Origin of the sequence: Tolypothrix sp. FACHB-123 (assembly GCF_014697075.1) — a bacterium.
Classification (GTDB): domain Bacteria; phylum Cyanobacteriota; class Cyanobacteriia; order Cyanobacteriales; family Nostocaceae; genus Aulosira.
Genome location: NZ_JACJRE010000009.1, coordinates 71,175 through 88,069, shown reverse-complemented (window position 1 = coordinate 88,069; position 16,895 = coordinate 71,175). Strand labels below are relative to the sequence as shown.

Annotated in this window: 15 protein-coding genes; 12 read left to right on the top strand and 3 right to left on the bottom strand. The window is 41.5% G+C overall.

Going from position 1 to position 16,895, the window contains the following annotated elements; translation table 11 throughout:
- Window positions 1–495 precede the first annotated feature (495 nt).
- Complete coding sequence (locus H6G41_RS08785) at window positions 496–1,719, top strand: succinate--CoA ligase subunit beta (RefSeq protein WP_190745548.1); 1,224 nt, start codon at window positions 496–498, stop codon at window positions 1,717–1,719.
- A gap of 395 nt (window positions 1,720–2,114) precedes the next feature.
- Entirely contained in the window at window positions 2,115–2,996 is an 882-nt protein-coding gene (locus tag H6G41_RS08780) for a CoA-binding protein (protein WP_190745546.1), read from the top strand.
- A 126-nt stretch (window positions 2,997–3,122) separates the two neighbouring features.
- Here H6G41_RS08780 and H6G41_RS08775 read toward each other — a convergent pair whose 3' ends face one another.
- Window positions 3,123–5,393: a bifunctional (p)ppGpp synthetase/guanosine-3',5'-bis(diphosphate) 3'-pyrophosphohydrolase gene (locus H6G41_RS08775; RefSeq protein ID WP_190745544.1), complete on the bottom strand. Its 2,271-nt coding sequence runs from the start codon at window positions 5,391–5,393 to the stop codon at window positions 3,123–3,125.
- Between the two features lie 296 nt (window positions 5,394–5,689).
- Here H6G41_RS08775 and patD point away from each other — a divergent pair, with 296 nt between their 5' ends.
- Window positions 5,690–6,043 carry a heterocyst frequency control protein PatD gene (gene patD, locus H6G41_RS08770; RefSeq protein ID WP_190745542.1) on the top strand — a complete coding sequence of 118 codons (354 nt, stop codon included), beginning with the start codon at window positions 5,690–5,692 and terminating at the stop codon, window positions 6,041–6,043.
- Between the two features lie 417 nt (window positions 6,044–6,460).
- Here the strand turns inward: patD and H6G41_RS08765 are convergent, their stop codons facing one another.
- Window positions 6,461–7,366 (bottom strand): LysR family transcriptional regulator, encoded by a 906-nt coding sequence (locus H6G41_RS08765; RefSeq protein ID WP_190745540.1) that lies wholly within the window; start codon window positions 7,364–7,366, stop codon window positions 6,461–6,463.
- Window positions 7,367–7,616: 250 nt separating this feature from the next.
- Here H6G41_RS08765 and H6G41_RS08760 point away from each other — a divergent pair, with 250 nt between their 5' ends.
- Together H6G41_RS08760 and H6G41_RS08755 are read left to right on the top strand one after the other, a co-directional pair.
- Complete coding sequence (locus tag H6G41_RS08760; protein WP_242037845.1) at window positions 7,617–7,889, top strand: hypothetical protein; 273 nt, start codon at window positions 7,617–7,619, stop codon at window positions 7,887–7,889.
- Between the two features lie 11 nt (window positions 7,890–7,900).
- Window positions 7,901–8,554, top strand: coding sequence for a glutathione S-transferase family protein (locus H6G41_RS08755; protein ID WP_190745538.1), 654 nt, complete (start codon window positions 7,901–7,903; stop codon window positions 8,552–8,554).
- Window positions 8,555–8,621: 67 nt separating this feature from the next.
- On the opposite strand, the gene H6G41_RS08750 is transcribed toward H6G41_RS08755, so the two are convergent.
- Window positions 8,622–9,182, bottom strand: coding sequence for a pyridoxamine 5'-phosphate oxidase family protein (locus tag H6G41_RS08750; protein ID WP_190745536.1), 561 nt, complete (start codon window positions 9,180–9,182; stop codon window positions 8,622–8,624).
- A gap of 12 nt (window positions 9,183–9,194) precedes the next feature.
- Here H6G41_RS08750 and H6G41_RS08745 point away from each other — a divergent pair, with 12 nt between their 5' ends.
- The 7 genes from H6G41_RS08745 to fabG all read left to right on the top strand — a co-directional run bounded on the left by H6G41_RS08745 (window position 9,195) and on the right by fabG (window position 16,878).
- A complete protein-coding gene (locus H6G41_RS08745; RefSeq protein WP_242037844.1) occupies window positions 9,195–10,109 on the top strand; it encodes a 1-aminocyclopropane-1-carboxylate deaminase/D-cysteine desulfhydrase in 915 nt (304 codons plus the stop codon).
- A gap of 90 nt (window positions 10,110–10,199) precedes the next feature.
- Complete coding sequence (locus H6G41_RS08740; RefSeq protein ID WP_190745533.1) at window positions 10,200–11,288, top strand: DUF4350 domain-containing protein; 1,089 nt, start codon at window positions 10,200–10,202, stop codon at window positions 11,286–11,288.
- Between the two features lie 62 nt (window positions 11,289–11,350).
- The gene (locus H6G41_RS08735; RefSeq protein WP_190745531.1) at window positions 11,351–12,301 is read left to right on the top strand and encodes a MoxR family ATPase; all 951 of its coding nucleotides are present in this window, start codon (window positions 11,351–11,353) and stop codon (window positions 12,299–12,301) included.
- Window positions 12,302–12,434: 133 nt separating this feature from the next.
- Window positions 12,435–12,734 (top strand): hypothetical protein, encoded by a 300-nt coding sequence (locus tag H6G41_RS08730; protein WP_190745529.1) that lies wholly within the window; start codon window positions 12,435–12,437, stop codon window positions 12,732–12,734.
- A gap of 408 nt (window positions 12,735–13,142) precedes the next feature.
- Window positions 13,143–14,435, top strand: a complete 1,293-nt coding sequence (locus tag H6G41_RS08725) for a glucose-1-phosphate adenylyltransferase (protein ID WP_190745527.1) — start codon at window positions 13,143–13,145, stop codon at window positions 14,433–14,435.
- A gap of 238 nt (window positions 14,436–14,673) precedes the next feature.
- Window positions 14,674–15,795: a transposase gene (locus H6G41_RS08720; RefSeq protein WP_242037843.1), complete on the top strand. Its 1,122-nt coding sequence runs from the start codon at window positions 14,674–14,676 to the stop codon at window positions 15,793–15,795.
- A gap of 315 nt (window positions 15,796–16,110) precedes the next feature.
- Entirely contained in the window at window positions 16,111–16,878 is a 768-nt protein-coding gene (fabG, locus tag H6G41_RS08715; protein ID WP_190745525.1) for a 3-oxoacyl-[acyl-carrier-protein] reductase, read from the top strand.
- Window positions 16,879–16,895 lie beyond the last annotated feature (17 nt).

Here is a 16,895-nt window from a genome sequence, read left to right as displayed (position 1 = left end):
TTTTCAGCAAAAATCTACAGAGTAGGAATTATCTGTGTCAACAACTTGGCCCCTAGTTTAAGTAATATTTGACAATCTTACTGAAAGTAGAAATTACAGCTAAAAAATGGGCATAATAAAGTCTTTGGGCATTTCACCTAACTTACAGAGGAAAAAGAAATGCACACCTGCTACTGCCCTTGATTTGAACATTTACAGTACACTAAGAATTGTAAAAAGCTGAATATACATTATTTAAGGGTTGTTCATGAATATGGTGATTCACTGACAACCTAGGAAATTTACTGAGGAGATTAATTACCTATTGTGGAACCACCGCCTGATTTTTAGGAGCAAAGTTTAATTTACCTAAGTTACTGAATTCGATAAAATTGATCGATGAAAAATAAATTTTTATAACCGTGTAAAGCTAATTTTCTAATGAGGGTACGGAGAAAGATTCAAGAGCAATAGTTAAAGAAATACTCTGCAAATGTCGCTACCAGGTGCGTGTTCATGGATTTATTGGAGTATCAAGTTAAAGAATGGTTTGGGAAAATAGGCATTCCTGTATTGCCCTCTCAACGAATTGACCATCCCACAGATCTCAAGCGGTTAAAAATTCGCTATCCCGTTGTGCTGAAATCCCAAGTCCATGCAGCTGAACGGGCGAAAGCTGGTGGAGTCAGAATTGTAGAAACAACCATCGATGCGATCGCCGCCGCCCAAACAATCTTCAATTTACCAATTTGGGGCGAGTTACCAGAAGTCGTACTGGCAGAATCGAAATACGATGCCAAGCAAGAATTATATTTAGCAGTAGTATTAGATACCGCTGTTTGCCGACCTGTGCTTTTAGGCTGCAAGGAAGCTGATATTGATTGGGAAACAGCAGGGCAAAAAATGCAGTATGTGGTTGTAGAACAGGAATTTTCTCCCTTTTATGCCCGCCGACTGGCTTTAAAACTAGGTCTAGAAGGGACGCTGATGCAGTCGATTAGTCATGTAATCGAGAAAATGTATCAGTTATTTATTCAAAAAGACCTAGACTTAGTAGAAATTAATCCCTTAGGTGTTAGCGCTTCCGGTCAAGTCATGGCTTTAAATGGCAAAGTCAGAGTCAATGAACGAGCGATTGGGAGACATCCAGATATTTCGGAAATGGCCGCAAAAATAGTCAAAACTCACGGTCATGGTGAGACTAATGGCCATTTAGGCAAATGGGATAGTGCAGAGCATGGTAAAATTGGCATTCTCGGTAATGGTACTGGTTCGGTATTGGCAACTTTAGATTTAGTCGCCAATGCTGGGGGTAAGCCTGGTTTGTGCTTAAATTTACGTCATGCTTTCTTAAGCGATACAGCCCAAACCACATTTTGCGATCGCCTAGATACAAGTTTAAAAATATTGACTGCTGATAAAGCTGTACAAGTGATTTTGATCAATCTCTTGGGTAGCATCCCCCAAGCTGCGGAATTTGCTGAAGTTATTAGCAAATTTACCCAACAAGATAAAAGTGAAGGTAAAACGCAGACTGTACGCAATAACCCTCAAAGAACCCGCCGTGACAGCACTTTTCCCCAATTAGTCATCCGTCTTGCTGGTTCGGAATTTAACACAGCCAGAAAATATTTAGCTGGTCTGAAAACCCAAGGCGATAGCCTCATTTTAGTGGAAAATTTAGATGAAGCAGTAGCAGAATCTATTCGTCTAGCTAGGTCAACTGTATCTAAAAGATAGTCTGCAATTACTAATGCCTGCCATCAATCTAGGCATAAGGATGTTGAATAAGTATTGCAATTAACAACTGACTTTTGTCACCTTCCCCAATTTATGAGAAATTGGGGAGCAGTAGCAATAAGTTATTGTGTTAGACAATACTTGTTTAACATTTTTGCGGCATAACCTAGAATTAATCAGTTGTTTCCCACAATATTTGTAAAATATAGTCAAAATTGCCCGTTCTCATACTGTGTAAGCTAAAACACTTATTTATCAACAGGCGTCGGGAGAACTCATTCCTGATGAGGATGGGATAAAAGACGCTGCAAGACTGTTAACAGTTAATGGTCAACAAAAAATCTCTTCCCTGTAACTTATGGTGCTGGGATACTAAAAATTACCGTAATTTTCTTATGAACTTAACGCCAGACAGTAAAGTCATAATTCAAGGGTTCAGTGAATTTATCTCAGCAACTCATATTACGCAAATGAAAGCTTATGGTACTAATTTAGTTGCTGGTGTAAATCCTGGATTTGGCGGACAACAACTATACGATCTTCCTGTCTTCGATTTGGTTGAGGAAGTAGTCAAACAGTTTGGGCCAGTTGACACCACGATTATATGTGTTAATCCTTACCAAGTTTTAGATGCCGCTTTGGAAGCGATCGCCGCTAATATTCGCCAAATTATCATCATCTCTGCTGGCGTGCCACCTTTAGATATGGTTCAATTACTGCGTAAAGCCGAAGCCTGCGAAACTTTGGTAGTTGGGCCTAATAGTCCGGGGATCATTGTTCCGGGGAAAATCCTTCTAGGAACTCACCCTAGTGAATTTTATACCCCTGGTAATATAGGGATTGTCAGCCGCAGCAGTACTCTTACCTACGAAGTTGCTTGGGAATTAACCAAAGCAGGTTTAGGGCAATCGATTAGCGTCAGTATTGGTAGCGACACCATAGTTGGTTCCTCATTTCTCCAATGGCTGCAAATTCTGGATGAAGATGAAACCACACAAGCAATTGTTTTAGTCGGTCAACCAGGCGGCGGTAGTGAAGAAGCCGCAGCCCGTTACATTGCCGAAGCCATTGATAAACCAGTAATTGCCTATATTGCAGGTAAACACGCACCCCCAGGCAAACATTGGCGGCAAACTGGTACTTTAGCCACAATTATCGGTCGCGATGCCAACTTTGGCACAGCACAACATAAATTAGGTGCTTTCCAAGAAGCACAAGTTCCCGTAGCCGAGCGTCCTTCCCAAATTCCTGAATTAGTGAGGAAGGTAATTAAGTGATGGGCATTGGGCATTGGGCATTGGGCATTGGGCATTGCTGATTACCCTGTATATGCCTACACCTAATTCCCAACTATTGACCATTGACTATTGACTATTGGCACAAAGGGCGGGAAAACCCCGCCCCTACTCGTTAATTTGACCAACGCGACGAATATTGAGAATGTCGCTCATTTTTTTAATTTGCACAAACACTTGTTCTAGTTGCGGGCGATCGCGTATATCTATACCCAAGTCCATTAAAGCTGGTTGTCCAATGGCGGTTTTGACTTGTGCATAACGAACGTTGATGCCTTGGTCGCTTAACCGCGATAAAATGTCCTTTAAAACGCCCACTCGGTCAAGGGCTTCAATTTGAATATTCACCGGGTAAGTATAGGGACGAGAACTATGTTCGGCGGCTGGGTTCCAACAAACTGGTACTAAGCGTTCGTACTCCACACATTCCAAATTATGACAGCCTTGGCGGTGAATGGAAATTCCTTTACCTCTGGTAACTACACCAATAATTGGTTCCCCAGGAATTGGCGTACAACACCCAGCCAGATGATATACCAAACCTTCTACCCCAACAATTGGCGAATCACTGGCACGGGAGGTTGCAGGCGCATCGCGTAAAGCTTTGTTAGCTGCGGCTGATTCTTTGGGGAGAAATGGCTGGACAACAGCAAGGGGTTGTTGGGCTTTGACTACTTCACGCCAACGGTTTAGTACTAAATTTAGGGTGATTTCACCGTAACCTAAACCGGCAAGTAAATCTTCTACGCTGTGGTAATTACATTTTTCGGCGACACTCTGCATTGCATCTGATTTCAGCAGGCTATCAAAACCAGTTTTACCTAGTTCTTTTTCTAGTAATTCCCGACCACGAGCTACATTTTCTTCCCGGCGCGATCGCTTGTACCATTGTTTAATCCGATATTTAGCGGCGGAGGTTCTGGCAAAGTTCAACCAATCCAAGCTAGGGTGGCTGTTCTTTTGGGTCATTATTTCCACAATATCCCCATTTTGTAACCGGGTTGATAGAGGAACCATCCGCCCGTTCACTTTTGCCCCAGCACAGTGGTTGCCAACTTCTGTATGAATATGATAGGCAAAATCTATACTAGTAGAACCAGGACTTAAGGGTATGACATCACCTTTCGGCGTGAAAACATAAACATCATCTTCAAATAAATTATCTTTGACGCTATCTAAATACTCTTGGGCATCTTTTAAATCGCTTTGCCATTCGAGTAACTGGCGCAACCAAGTAAACTTTTCATCGGTTGCACTTAAATGGCTATTGTTAGAATTACCCGTTTCTTTATATTTCCAATGGGCAGCAATTCCGTACTCCGCAATATGGTGCATTTCCATTGTGCGAATTTGTACTTCTAAAGGACGACCTGTCAGCCCAATTACACCAGTATGCAATGACTGGTAACGGTTAGGTTTTGGTAGCCCAATGTAATCTTTAAATCTACCAGGAATTGGGCGAAAGGCATCATGAACTACTGCTAATGCACGGTAACATTCTTCGTTAGTTTCAACAATTATCCGCAACGCAGCTAAATCATAAATCTCATGAAATTCTTTTTGCTGTCGTTGCATCTTTTGGTAGATACTATAAAGGTGCTTGGGACGACCGCTAATATCGAGGCATTTAATTCCAGCTTGTTGTAAGCGATCGCGTAAAATAGCCGTAGCCTTGGCTAATTTTTCTTCTCGCGATGTGCGTTTCTCGGAAACGTGCTGTTGAATTTGCCGGAAAGCTTCTGGCTCTAAATATTTAAAAGATAAATCTTCTAGTTCCCATTTAAAATGCCAGATCCCTAAACGATTGGCTAAGGGAGCAAAAATATCTCTGGTTTCTTGGGCAATGCGACGGCGTTTTTCATCTGGCATTACTTGTAAAGTTCGCATATTATGCAAACGGTCTGCTAACTTCACAACAATCACCCGAATATCTTGAGCCATTGCTAAAAACATGCGGCGAAAGTTTTCTGCTTGACTTTCTGTTTTACTTTTGAAATTAATTTTAGAAAGTTTAGTAACGCCTTCAACTAATTGTCTAACTTCTGCTCCAAATAGCTCTCCTATTTGTTCAATTGTGATATCTGTATCCTCCACTACATCATGGAGAAATCCAGCTGCTATCATAGCAGGACTACCGCCTAAATCATGTAGTAATCCAGCTACCGCGACGGGATGACAAATGTATGGTTCGCCGGATTTGCGATACTGTCCTTGATGCAGTTGATGGGCAAATTCAAATGCCCGACAGATTAAATTGGCATCACTAAACTTGCGGTCATTGTCCGCATTACCATTACTGGCTGATGAATGGACTATGCATTTCTTAAGCCAATCCGGAAGGGGAATATTAACTGAAGAATTAAGAACTATAGTGCTCATACAAAGGGGACTAGAGGTGATCTGTGGATAAGTTCAGATAGGGATAAAAACTACAGCATTGTCGATAGCAAATGCTGTTGCCCAGAGGCTAGTTAATCAAGTCATATGAATTTGATACCTTTATTGCCTATGGTAATCATCCAGTGCGGGTTTCTCGATTCATAATCCCAAACATATGTTGCTGGCAAATGAAGCCTCAAAGCATAATTTGAGGCTTCTAGTTCTAAAAAGAGCTTAAGAAAGTTTATTGTAGAAAAAAAATTACTTGACATTAATACTATCTTAACTAGCACTGGATGTCTCTAAATACAGATAAATATCAGGTATTGGCTAGCTTTCTAGAGGAATTCCGCTCAGATGCTACAAACACCCAACTCAATGCGAATCAACTGCGACAGCGTTTAGCCTCCTTAAAACAATTGTTTGTACAGCAGATTGTACCTTTAACTGAGGAAGACTCGAAAGAGCAGTCTTATCGGACAGAGATGAGTAAGCAGCTGCGGTTGTTGGAAATTGACATTATGTTTTTCCAAGGTGCAAGGCAGGTGTCAACTGCACAAGCAAGGCTGCAAACAATTAGCGATCGCTTGACAACTCTCATCCGATATTGCGATGCTATCCTGCGACCAGAGGAAACAGAGGAAAAATAATTATTAATGCCTGCTTTCTCTGTTAGTTTATCATCCCATCTTAAACTGATTGTTGACAGCTATTTTCGCAACAAGTTTTCTAATCAGTTATCTACCGCCTGAACTTGTGCGATCCCCAGGCAGACTCATCTTCACAACTATGGCAAAAATTCGCAAAAACTTTGATCCCCAAACATACAATTTTCTGATGGTCAAAATCTGAAATTCTGATGTGTAAAGGTTTTAATCATTCTCAGCCTTGCGCAAAAAAATTCTTTTCGCAGATAATATTTTTCTCTAGCAGGAGTATATAAAACTAAATTTTTCGCTCACAATATTAATATCTCCCGAAAAACTTTCTCGATTGGGGATCGCTAAATCCACCCTGAGATTTACAATTGCATCTATTGAAGTTTTGCTAACCCCAGTACTACCGAGTTATGAATGGGATGAATAAGCGGATTTAGCCAAATTATAAAAATCAAAATTTTTCAGCATTTCTAAAAACATAAATACTGCTGGAATTTGCAGACCATTTGTTAAAATAGCCACACCCATAACTCTTTCCAGCGGTGTTGGCAAACTATACACTTGGACATTATGGGGAATTGGTAGAGCGGCTAATTGGGGAATAATAGCGGCTCTTAGTCCTTGATTTACCAAGCTGACAATCGTAGAGTCCTCCTGAATATCACTAATAGTATTAATGCAATTTGCTACTACCTTCATGTGGTGGTGGAGATTGCGTCCGCAGGGTAAACAAGACAGTAAAACTGGTGAATAGACAGCAATATCTTCCCAAGTAATTTTTGGACTGCTAACTTTGGCGTTTGGCGGTAGCAAAGCCACATATTGATCGCGGATAATTTCCCATGTTGTAAACTCATCGCTAGTGGGTAAATAAGTCACGCCAATATCAGCGCGTCCTTCCCGCAAACAATGTTCTACTTCCAGGTAGGAAAGACACTCAATGATCGTTACAGCCACTTCTGGGAATTGATCGTGAAACAGTGCGATCGCTTTTGGTAGTAAATGAGTAGCAACACTGCGAAAAGCTGCAATCCGCACATGTCCGCCGTGTAACCCTTTATGCAGATTCGCTTCTTGTTGCATCATCTCCAGATGTTGCAATGACTGACGAGCATGATATACAATCCGCTCTCCCGCAGGTGTAAGTACCGCACCATGACGACCCCTAGCAAATAAAGGTACGCCCAATTCTGCTTCTAAGGTAGCGATCGCATGACTAATTGCCGGTTGGGAAAGTTGTAATTCTAAAGCAGCCTCACTAAAGTTACCACAATCTGCTACAGCAACTACGGCTCGAAGTTGGGAGAGTTTCATGGCGAATTGATCAAGGGGCTAGGGGCTAGGGGCTAGGGGCTAGGGGTTAGGTATGAGGGATGAGATATTTTGATACTTAGTTATTCTAAAACACAGCGTAAATAGCTGACTTAATTTTGCCAAAAATATTATATTCGTGTTTTTTATATCTATAAATGGCATTTATAGCAACTATACAAGCCATGTTTTGATTATTTAGTCAAGTGTTGTTAGAGTTTTGTTGTCACGAGCATCTATCAGGAATAATGTTATGAGGAATGAATTGAGATGCCTGCAACCAGAAGAAATAAAAATAACTTCTAAAACTAGTAATATCCTCAGTTTTATCCAAGAGTTACTGCATAATTTCTGGCAAAATACCGTAAAAATACTATCATCAGATTATCAAGAATTAGAGGTTATACAAAAGGTTGATCGCAAAGGTAATATTTATTGGCAAGCTTACGATCCTATAAGCGGAAAGTCCTATTCTTCCGGTTCTGAAGTTGATGTGTGTATGTGGATTGAGCAGTTGTATAGATGATAAGAATTAACATGACGCAACTTAGATTAGTAATTGGCAATAAAAATTATTCATCTTGGTCATTACGTCCTTGGTTAGCTTTAAAGCAATTTGGGGTGCAATTTGAGGAAATTCGCATCCCTCTCTACACTCCAGAAACTGCATCTAAACTTCAGGAATATTCACCTTCAAGAAAAGTACCAGTACTGTTACATAATCATCAAATTATCTGGGACTCTCTAGCAATTTGCGAATACTTAGCCGAAGAATTTCCCCATCTGCATTGGTGGCCAGCAGATAAGACAAATCGAGCCTTAGCTCGTTCTATTAGTGCAGAAATGCACTCAGGATTTCAAAATCTGCGGCAGAATATGCCCATGAATTGTCGTAAAAAGTTACCTGGGAAAGGATTAACACCGGAAGTACAAAAAGATATTGACCGCATTACTAGTATTTGGCAGGAATTTCGCCAAAAATTTGCCACAGAAGGTGATATGTTACTTGGCAAATTCACAATTGCTGATGCTATGTATGCACCAGTTGTATTGCGCTTTATCACTTACGATGTGCAATTAGATAGTATTTCTAAGAAATATGCAGAGGCAATTTTAGAACTACCTGCTATCCAAGAATGGATACAAGCAGCTAAAAACGAAACAGAAGTGCTTTCTCAATATGAATTTTAGGGGCATTGGGTATTGGGTATTGAGTATTTATTATTCTGTCCTTTTTGTCTTCCTTCTCGATTTCTCTTCAATCCCCAGGTAAATTGCTCAATGGCGTTGGTAAACCATCAAGACTGACAAGATTTTTTTGCTGTTGATATTCTCTAACACCCTCTGTACCTTTTTTATTTGCCCAATCAATTAAACTTTCACGTTGACCTTGGTATTCATAAAGTGGTACGCCAAAGCCACAAGAAGTTTGCACAATTTCAATATCAGCTATGATGATTTGGCGACATCCAGGAAGCGTGGGAAACAGAGGAGAAAGTAAGTTCCATTCTGGGGAACCTGCTAAAACTGTATATCCTCGACCGTAAAGGCGTAAAATCCGAGCAGCACCTTGAAAAGCACAAAACATAAATGTAATCCGTCCATTTTCTTGCAAATGGGCGGATGTTTCATTACCGCTACCTGTTAAGTCCAAATAGGCTACGCGGTTGGGAGAGAGAATGCGAAAACTATCTAATCCTTTGGGAGATAGGTTAACGTGACCTGTAGGACTTAAGGGTGCGCTACCCACAAAAAAAATGTGCTGGGTAGTAATAAATTGTTGTAATTCCTCTGTGATAGAGTCAAAAAGTTTAGCCATTTCTACATGGTGATGAACAATTTTTCTTTAGGACTACCTCCCACCATACAGCCAATTGATAGCCCCATTGCCCAACAGGCTGGAGTTGAGTTGTCTGTGCTTCGTCTCGATGCTATGCACCCTTGGGTTAATGGTAATAAGTGGTTCAAACTCAAGTACAACCTCTTAGAGGCTAAACAGAGAAATTTGACAACACTGCTGACCTTTGGTGGTGCTTATTCTAACCATATATTTGCTACCGCTGCGGCCGGAAAGCTCTTTGGATTCCGCACTATTGGCATGATTAGGGGAGAGGAGAGATTGCCACTCAACTCTACACTGAGGTTTGCAGTAGAACAAGGTATGCAAATTTTCTACCTTGATAGACAAAAATACCGAGAACGCCACACAACAGCATTACAAGCACAATTACAGCAACGCTTCGGTGATGTGTTTATCGTTCCCGAAGGTGGAAGTAATCTTAACGGGGTGCGTGGGTGCATGGAGATACTGAATAATCAAGCATTTGATACTGTATGCGTGGCTTGCGGTACAGGTACTACTTTAGCTGGAATTATCCTTTCGTTACACAAAGACCAACGCGCCATCGGTTTTCCCGTGCTTAAAAATGGGGGATTTCTCGCGTCGGAAGTAGATAGTTGGCTGAATAATTACCTCGTCTCTGATTTACCCCTGGCTGATGAAGCGATGTCCAAATCTTGGGAATTAATCTGTGATTACCATATGGGTGGTTACGCTAAAGTCAACGACGAATTATTACAGTTTCAGCAGCAGTTCACCCAAGAACACGGCGTACCTTTAGATTATGTATACACTGCCAAAATGTTTTATGGTGTGATGGATTTGTTGAAGCAGGGGTTTTTTCCAAAAGGCGATCGCTTGTTATTAATACACACTGGCGGCTTACAAGGCAATATTAGTTATTAGTCAGTTGTTAAGGTTAATTTCTCTGGACTATTGACTATTAACTATGGACTATGGACTATTGACTATGGAATAAATTAATATTTATACCTTATGCAGCGTGCAAACCGCTTGTCTGGGCTAGGAGCGATCGCATTAGTAGTGCTAATTTTAATTAGCTTGTTCGCGGCTCCTAGAAATAGCATTCTTAATAGTGGTTCTACCTATAACCGTGCTGCCGATGGCTATGGTGCTTGGTATGCTTTTATGCAAGAACAGGGAACTTCTATCCAGCGCTGGCAAAAGCCGTGGGATGCTATTAAAGCAGAGAAAAGTCCCGTTACCCTGTTACAGGTATACAGCCGTCTGAGTTTTCCAGTTATTACTTCGCAAGAACGCGCATGGATAGAAAAAGGTAATACTTGGGTAATCTTAGGCGCACAGCATCCAGTAACAGCCGCAAAATTTCACACTATGCAACAATCGTCTTTTGGTGATGTCAAAATCGCTACACGCAGACGCTATGCTAAAGGCGAGGGCAAAGAAGTCTTGTTAGGCGATCGCTTCGGTGCTATTATTTGGCAAAAGAATTATGGCAAAGGAAAAGTTATCTTTTGCACAACGCCTTATTTAGCAGCTAATGCTTATCAAGATTATTTAAGTAATTTTAAATTTCTTGCCGATTTAGTCAGCAACCAAAATAACGCCATATTTGTTGATGAATATATTCATGGCTATAAAGATGCTGATGTGCGCAATCAAGAAAGTAAAGGCGATTTATTAAGTTATTTTGCTAATCAACCCTTAATTGTTGCTTTATTACAAACAGGTGTATTTTTATTAGTGCTAATTTGGGCACAAAATCGCCGTTTTGGTAAGCCAATAGCTTTAGAAACACCAGTTTTAGATAACAGCGAAGCATATATCCAAGCTTTAGCAGGAGTCTTACAAAAAGCTGAATCTACCGATTTTGTTGTCGAGATGGTAGGTAAAGAAGAACAACTACAATTACAAAAAGCTTTAGGATTAGGAGAAATGCTCCTAGAACCTCAAGCTTTAATTGATATTTGGGTAGAAAAAACAGGTAAAAGTTCAACAGAATTAGCTACAGTATTAAAGCTCAAGTCGCAAAAACGACCCATGAGCGAACGAGAACTGTTAAGCTGGCTAGGAAAATGGCAAAGCATCAGAAATAATTCGTAATTCGTAATTGATTATCTGGCAACCACTATTGATATTTGTTCTCTTTATAAAAAATGACAAATATGAACGATACTCACTCTATTGTAAGTCGCCTTGAACAAGGAATTAACAGTATAATTGTTGGACAATCCAGCTTGGTACAGCAGCTAATAGTAGGACTACTAGCGGGTGGACACATAATTTTAGAAGGAGTACCGGGAACGGGTAAAACATTGTTGGTAAAAGTGTTGGCGCAGTTAATTAAAGCAGATTTTCGGCGCATTCAATTAACACCAGACGTACTCCCATCAGATATTACAGGCACAAATATATTTGATTTAAATAGCCGCAATTTTACTCTCAAGAAAGGCCCGGTTTTTACTGAAGTATTACTAGCAGATGAAATTAATCGCACTCCCCCTAAAACCCAAGCGGCGCTGTTAGAAGCAATGGAAGAGATGCAGGTAACACTCGATGGCGAAAGTTTACCTTTGCCAGAATTATTTTGGGTAATTGCCACACAAAATCCTCTAGAATTTGAGGGTACTTATCCGTTACCAGAAGCGCAGTTAGATAGGTTTTTATTCAAATTAGCAGTAGATTACCCAGAACCAGCCGCAGAAAAGCAAATGTTACTCAATCGTCAAGCGGGTTTTGCGGCGCGACGTGGGGATATCGCTCGTCTTCAACCTGTAGCAACAGTCAGCGAAATTTTACAGGCGCGACAAGCAGTCAAAGAAATTACAGTCGATGATAAAATTATTGATTATTTACTAAATTTAGTCAAAACATCACGCCAACATCCAGAATTAGCTTTAGGCGCATCACCTCGCGCTGCTGGTGCTTGGTTACAAACATCTCAAGCAGCAGCTTGGTTAGCTGGAAGAAAATTTGTCAAGCCAGATGATGTTAAAGCTGTTGCATCACCATTATTGCGTCATCGTTTGATTCTCAAACCAGAAGCAATGCTAGATGGTTTACAAATTGATGGGGTAATTGCATCGGTAATTAATCAAGTACCAGTTCCTCGCTAAGACAAATCTGTAATTAGATGTAGTCAGGCGAATGTTATCTCTGTACGAAGATAGGTAATGAAAACAGATAAATTTGATAGCGTGGTGATAGTGTAGGTTAACAATCACCAGCTACGCTTGTTTAAGAATTGCTATGAATTATCAAAAGCTAGATGCAGCCCTATCAACAGCAATAAATGAGGTACAAAACTCAGAAACACCGACTTTAACTGTGTTTATCCATACTGAACCTGTTTTAGACGCAAATGCTATTGCTGTTCTCGAAAATTTAGGTGTCAGCAATGTCACCCCAGGAAAAGATATTTTTACAGCTACTCTTTCTGCAAATTCTATTGCCCAATTATCTGAGCAACCTTGGGTGCAGCATCTCAAGTTATCACAGAAATTACATTTAGTTAATGCCAGGTTAAATTTCAAGAAATTAAGTGTTTAATTTATAAGCGATCGCACTTAATTTCCTAACCTCAATCTCAAATTCTCCTACACTAAATTTATGGAGTTTACTTGAGAATTATTCTTATTTATTTAAGTGCAGCAAGTGTAAAATTTGTGACTTCAAAAGGTGTATTTTGCACTTAAAGCAAAATTAAATTTCTTGAGAAAAAACGGTGATTTAAGATTTATTTACCTATCTTAGTAGTGAAAACTCTGTAGCGATCGCCTCAAATAGTTACGAGCCAAATTATACACAAATCTTAATGCTGTATTTGTTGGCAGCGACATTGATTACCGACAGGATTCTGTAAAATTCACGCTTCAGAATCTGCGATCCCCCCTTACCAGCTGCTACATACAGTCATAAACTGAAGGTGAGAGTTGAAAGGCAGTCGGGAGACATGTTGTGAAAAAAGTTTTAGCAATCATACTCGGTGGTGGTGCAGGTACTCGCCTTTATCCGTTAACAAAATTACGTGCAAAACCAGCCGTACCAGTTGCAGGGAAATACCGCTTAATCGATATCCCTGTCAGCAACTGCATCAATTCAGAAATATTTAAAATCTACGTCCTGACACAATTCAACTCAGCATCCCTGAATCGCCACATTGCGCGTGCCTACAATTTTAGTGGCTTCAGCGAAGGCTTTGTCGAAGTGTTGGCAGCACAGCAAACCCCAGAAAACCCCAACTGGTTCCAAGGTACAGCGGATGCTGTGCGTCAGTACATCTGGTTGCTGGAAGAATGGGATGCAGAAGAATACCTGATTCTCTCAGGCGATCATCTCTATCGCATGGATTACCGCGAATTTGTCCAGCGTCATAGAGAAACAGGTGCGGATATTACATTATCTGTAATTCCCATCGACGATCGCCGCGCTTCTGACTTTGGCTTGATGAAAATTGATCAGTCCGGTAGAGTAATTGACTTTAGCGAAAAACCCAAAGGTGACGCTTTAGCCCAAATGCGCGTCGATACCACCGTACTGGGATTGAGTCCAGAACAAGCCCAACTCCAACCCTACATCGCTTCGATGGGGATTTACGTCTTTAAAAAAGAAGTTTTGATCAAATTATTGCGCGAATCTTTAGAAAGTACCGATTTTGGTAAAGAAATCATTCCTGATGCGGCTGCTAAAGATTACAACGTCCAAGCCTACTTATTCAATGGGTACTGGGAAGATATCGGAACCATTGAAGCTTTTTATGATGCCAACTTAGCTCTCACCGAGCAACCCCAACCACCTTTTAGCTTCTATGATGAACAAGCGCCGATTTACACCCGCGCACGTTACTTGCCACCCACAAAGATGTTAGATTGTACAATCACCCAATCATTGATTGGTGAAGGTTGTATTTTGAAAAACTGCCGCATTGAACATTCAGTTTTAGGAGTGCGATCGCGAGTTGAATCTGGTAGCATCATCGAAGATTCCCTAATTATGGGTGCCGACTTTTACCAAGCTGCTGTAGAAAGACAATGTAACTTGTTCAGCGATGAGGTTTCCGTCGGTATTTGTGCAGATACAATTATTCGCCGAGCCATTGTTGATAAAAACGCCCGCATTGGTAGAAATGTCAAAATTATCAATAAAGACAACGTACAAGAAGCCGATCGCGAAAGTCAGGGCTTTTATATCCGTAGTGGAATTGTGGTTGTGTTAAAAAATGCTGTTATTGCTGATGGCACAATCATCTAACACCCCCAGGAGACTCCCGCCACAACGCAGTTTGGCGGTGAGAGGAATGGGGACGAGCGAGAAGCTTCACCCCTGAGTCGAGTTCTGGAGTGCGAACGACAGACGACGACGGGGTGAGTAAATGAACTTTGGTACATAGCGGGTTTTAGGTATTTCACAGATTTAATAGTAAAATGTGAGGCAGTGTGGTCTTGGGGGTTTCCCCCATGAACAACTGCCGAACCCGGAGGGGTGAAGTATGGAAAAACCCTACCGCTACCGTTTTTACCCAACTACCGAGCAAGAACAGATACTGCGCCGGACAATTGGTTGTGTGCGGTTGGTATTTAACAAAGCTTTGGCGGCGAGAACCGAAGCTTGGTATGAGAGACAACAGAAGGTTGATTACGTTCAGTCTTCTGCTATGCTGACGCAGTGGAAAAAAGTTGAAGACCTCCAGTTTTTGAATGAGGTTAGTTGTGTACCACTGCAACAAGGATTGAGACATCTGCAAACTGCTTTCACTAATTTCTTTGCTCTTAGGGCGAAATATCCCAACTTCAAAAAGAAACGTAGTGGTGGTAGCGCAGAGTTTACCAAGTCTGCTTTCCGGTGGAAAGATGGACAAGTCTACTTGGCAAAGTGTTCTGAACCATTGCCAATTAAATGGTCTAGACAACTTCCCAAGGAGTGTGAACCTAGTACCATCACAGTTAGGCTTGAACCCTCTGGACGCTGGTTTGTCAGTTTGCGAATCAATGATCCGACTGACCAAACCATGCAGCTGCTTGATAGTGCCGTGGGACTGGATGTTGGGATTAGCAGTCTCGTTACCCTGAGTACAGGTGAAAAGATTGCTAATCCCAAAGCCTTTGACAAGCACTATCAAAAGTTGAGGAAAGCACAAAAATCTTTGAGTCGCAAACAAAAAGCTTCTCGAAATCGGGATAAAGCTAGGCTCAAAGTTGCTCGTCTTCAAGCTAAAATCTCTGATTCCAGAAAAGACCATACCCACAAACTGACAACTCGACTGATTCGTGAAAACCAAACGATAGTGGTTGAGGATTTGGCAGTTAAGAATATGGTCAAGAATCCCAAACTTGCTCGTGCTATCAGTGATGCTGCATGGGGCGAGTTGGTGAGGCAACTGGAATACAAAGCCAAGTGGTATGGTCGAAACTTGGTAAAAATTGACCGATGGTTTCCCAGTTCTAAACGCTGTGGCAACTGCGGACATATTGTTGATAAACTGCCGTTGAATATCAGAGAGTGGGACTGTCCCAACTGCGGTAACACACCACGACAGGGATATCAACGCGGCCAAGAATATTTTGGCGGTGGGACACACCGTTACAGTCTGTGGAGCGAACATAAGACCTGATCGGCATAAGTCTAAAGGGCAGTTGCGAAAAACCAGTAATGGTGAGTCTGGTGCGGTCTTGGGGTTTCCCCAAGTAGAGCAACCAGCGAACCCGAAGGGGAAGAAACAGAAACCTAAGTCGTGAGTCTTAGGAATCCCCCGCTACACCCGCAAGGGTTAGCGGTGGGAGGATGTCAATACTGAGAATTTTCTGACAACTGACAACTGACAACTGACAACTGACAACTGACCATTGACAATCAATCCTACACAGCTTGATTACTGAAGGTACAAATCACCATAAGATTATTAGCGCGGTGATTCAAAATATATTTCATGGAACTCTTGAGTGAGAATTTACAAAAATTGCAGGGACAGGTTGCAATTGTTACAGGTGCTTCACGAGGAATTGGTAGAGCGATCGCTCTGGAATTAGCTAGCTACGGCGCTAATGTAGTCGTTAATTATGCTAGTTCTAGTGGTGCGGCTGATAGCTTAGTTGCAGAAATTACAGATGCAGGTGGTCAAGCCATCGCTATACAAGCTGATGTTTCTAAAAGCGATCAAGTAGACTCCCTATTTAACACCGTCATCGATAAATTTAAGCGTATCGATATCCTCGTTAATAATGCTGGTATTACTCGCGACACTTTACTGTTACGCATGAAGCCAGAAGATTGGCAAGCTGTAATTGACCTCAATCTTACTGGTGTATTTCTCTGCACCCGGGCTGCTAGTAAAGTCATGCTCAAGCAACGTTCTGGGCGGATTATTAATATTGCCTCAGTTGCGGGGCAAATGGGTAACCCCGGTCAAGCTAACTACAGCGCCGCTAAAGCAGGTGTTATCGGCTTTACCAAAACTGTAGCTAAAGAACTAGCTTCTCGCGGCATTACCGTTAACGCTGTCGCCCCTGGTTTCATCACCACAGACATGACCAGCAATCTCAGCAACACCGAAGAAATTCTCAAATTCATTCCCCTCGGTCGCTATGGTCAACCAGAAGAAATTGCTGGTATGGTGCGCTTCCTCTCCGCCGATCCCGCCGCCGCTTATATTACCGGACAAGTGTTTAATGTCGATGGTGGCATGGTCATGGCATAGATAGCTTTGGGCATGGG

Excerpts from the sequence above, each read along its gene's own strand:
- H6G41_RS08785 (WP_190745548.1), top strand. The coding sequence starts at position 496 with ATGGATTTATTGGAGTATCAAGTTAAAGAATGGTTTGGGAAAATAGGC.
- H6G41_RS08780 (WP_190745546.1), top strand. The coding sequence starts at position 2,115 with ATGAACTTAACGCCAGACAGTAAAGTCATAATTCAAGGGTTCAGTGAA.
- H6G41_RS08775 (WP_190745544.1), bottom strand. The coding sequence starts at position 5,393 with ATGAGCACTATAGTTCTTAATTCTTCAGTTAATATTCCCCTTCCGGAT.
- patD (WP_190745542.1), top strand. The coding sequence starts at position 5,690 with ATGTCTCTAAATACAGATAAATATCAGGTATTGGCTAGCTTTCTAGAG.
- H6G41_RS08765 (WP_190745540.1), bottom strand. The coding sequence starts at position 7,366 with ATGAAACTCTCCCAACTTCGAGCCGTAGTTGCTGTAGCAGATTGTGGT.
- H6G41_RS08760 (WP_242037845.1), top strand. The coding sequence starts at position 7,617 with ATGAGGAATGAATTGAGATGCCTGCAACCAGAAGAAATAAAAATAACT.
- H6G41_RS08755 (WP_190745538.1), top strand. The coding sequence starts at position 7,901 with ATGACGCAACTTAGATTAGTAATTGGCAATAAAAATTATTCATCTTGG.
- H6G41_RS08750 (WP_190745536.1), bottom strand. The coding sequence starts at position 9,182 with ATGGCTAAACTTTTTGACTCTATCACAGAGGAATTACAACAATTTATT.
- H6G41_RS08745 (WP_242037844.1), top strand. The coding sequence starts at position 9,195 with ATGAACAATTTTTCTTTAGGACTACCTCCCACCATACAGCCAATTGAT.
- H6G41_RS08740 (WP_190745533.1), top strand. The coding sequence starts at position 10,200 with ATGCAGCGTGCAAACCGCTTGTCTGGGCTAGGAGCGATCGCATTAGTA.
- H6G41_RS08735 (WP_190745531.1), top strand. The coding sequence starts at position 11,351 with ATGAACGATACTCACTCTATTGTAAGTCGCCTTGAACAAGGAATTAAC.
- H6G41_RS08730 (WP_190745529.1), top strand. The coding sequence starts at position 12,435 with ATGAATTATCAAAAGCTAGATGCAGCCCTATCAACAGCAATAAATGAG.
- H6G41_RS08720 (WP_242037843.1), top strand. The coding sequence starts at position 14,674 with ATGGAAAAACCCTACCGCTACCGTTTTTACCCAACTACCGAGCAAGAA.
- fabG (WP_190745525.1), top strand. The coding sequence starts at position 16,111 with ATGGAACTCTTGAGTGAGAATTTACAAAAATTGCAGGGACAGGTTGCA.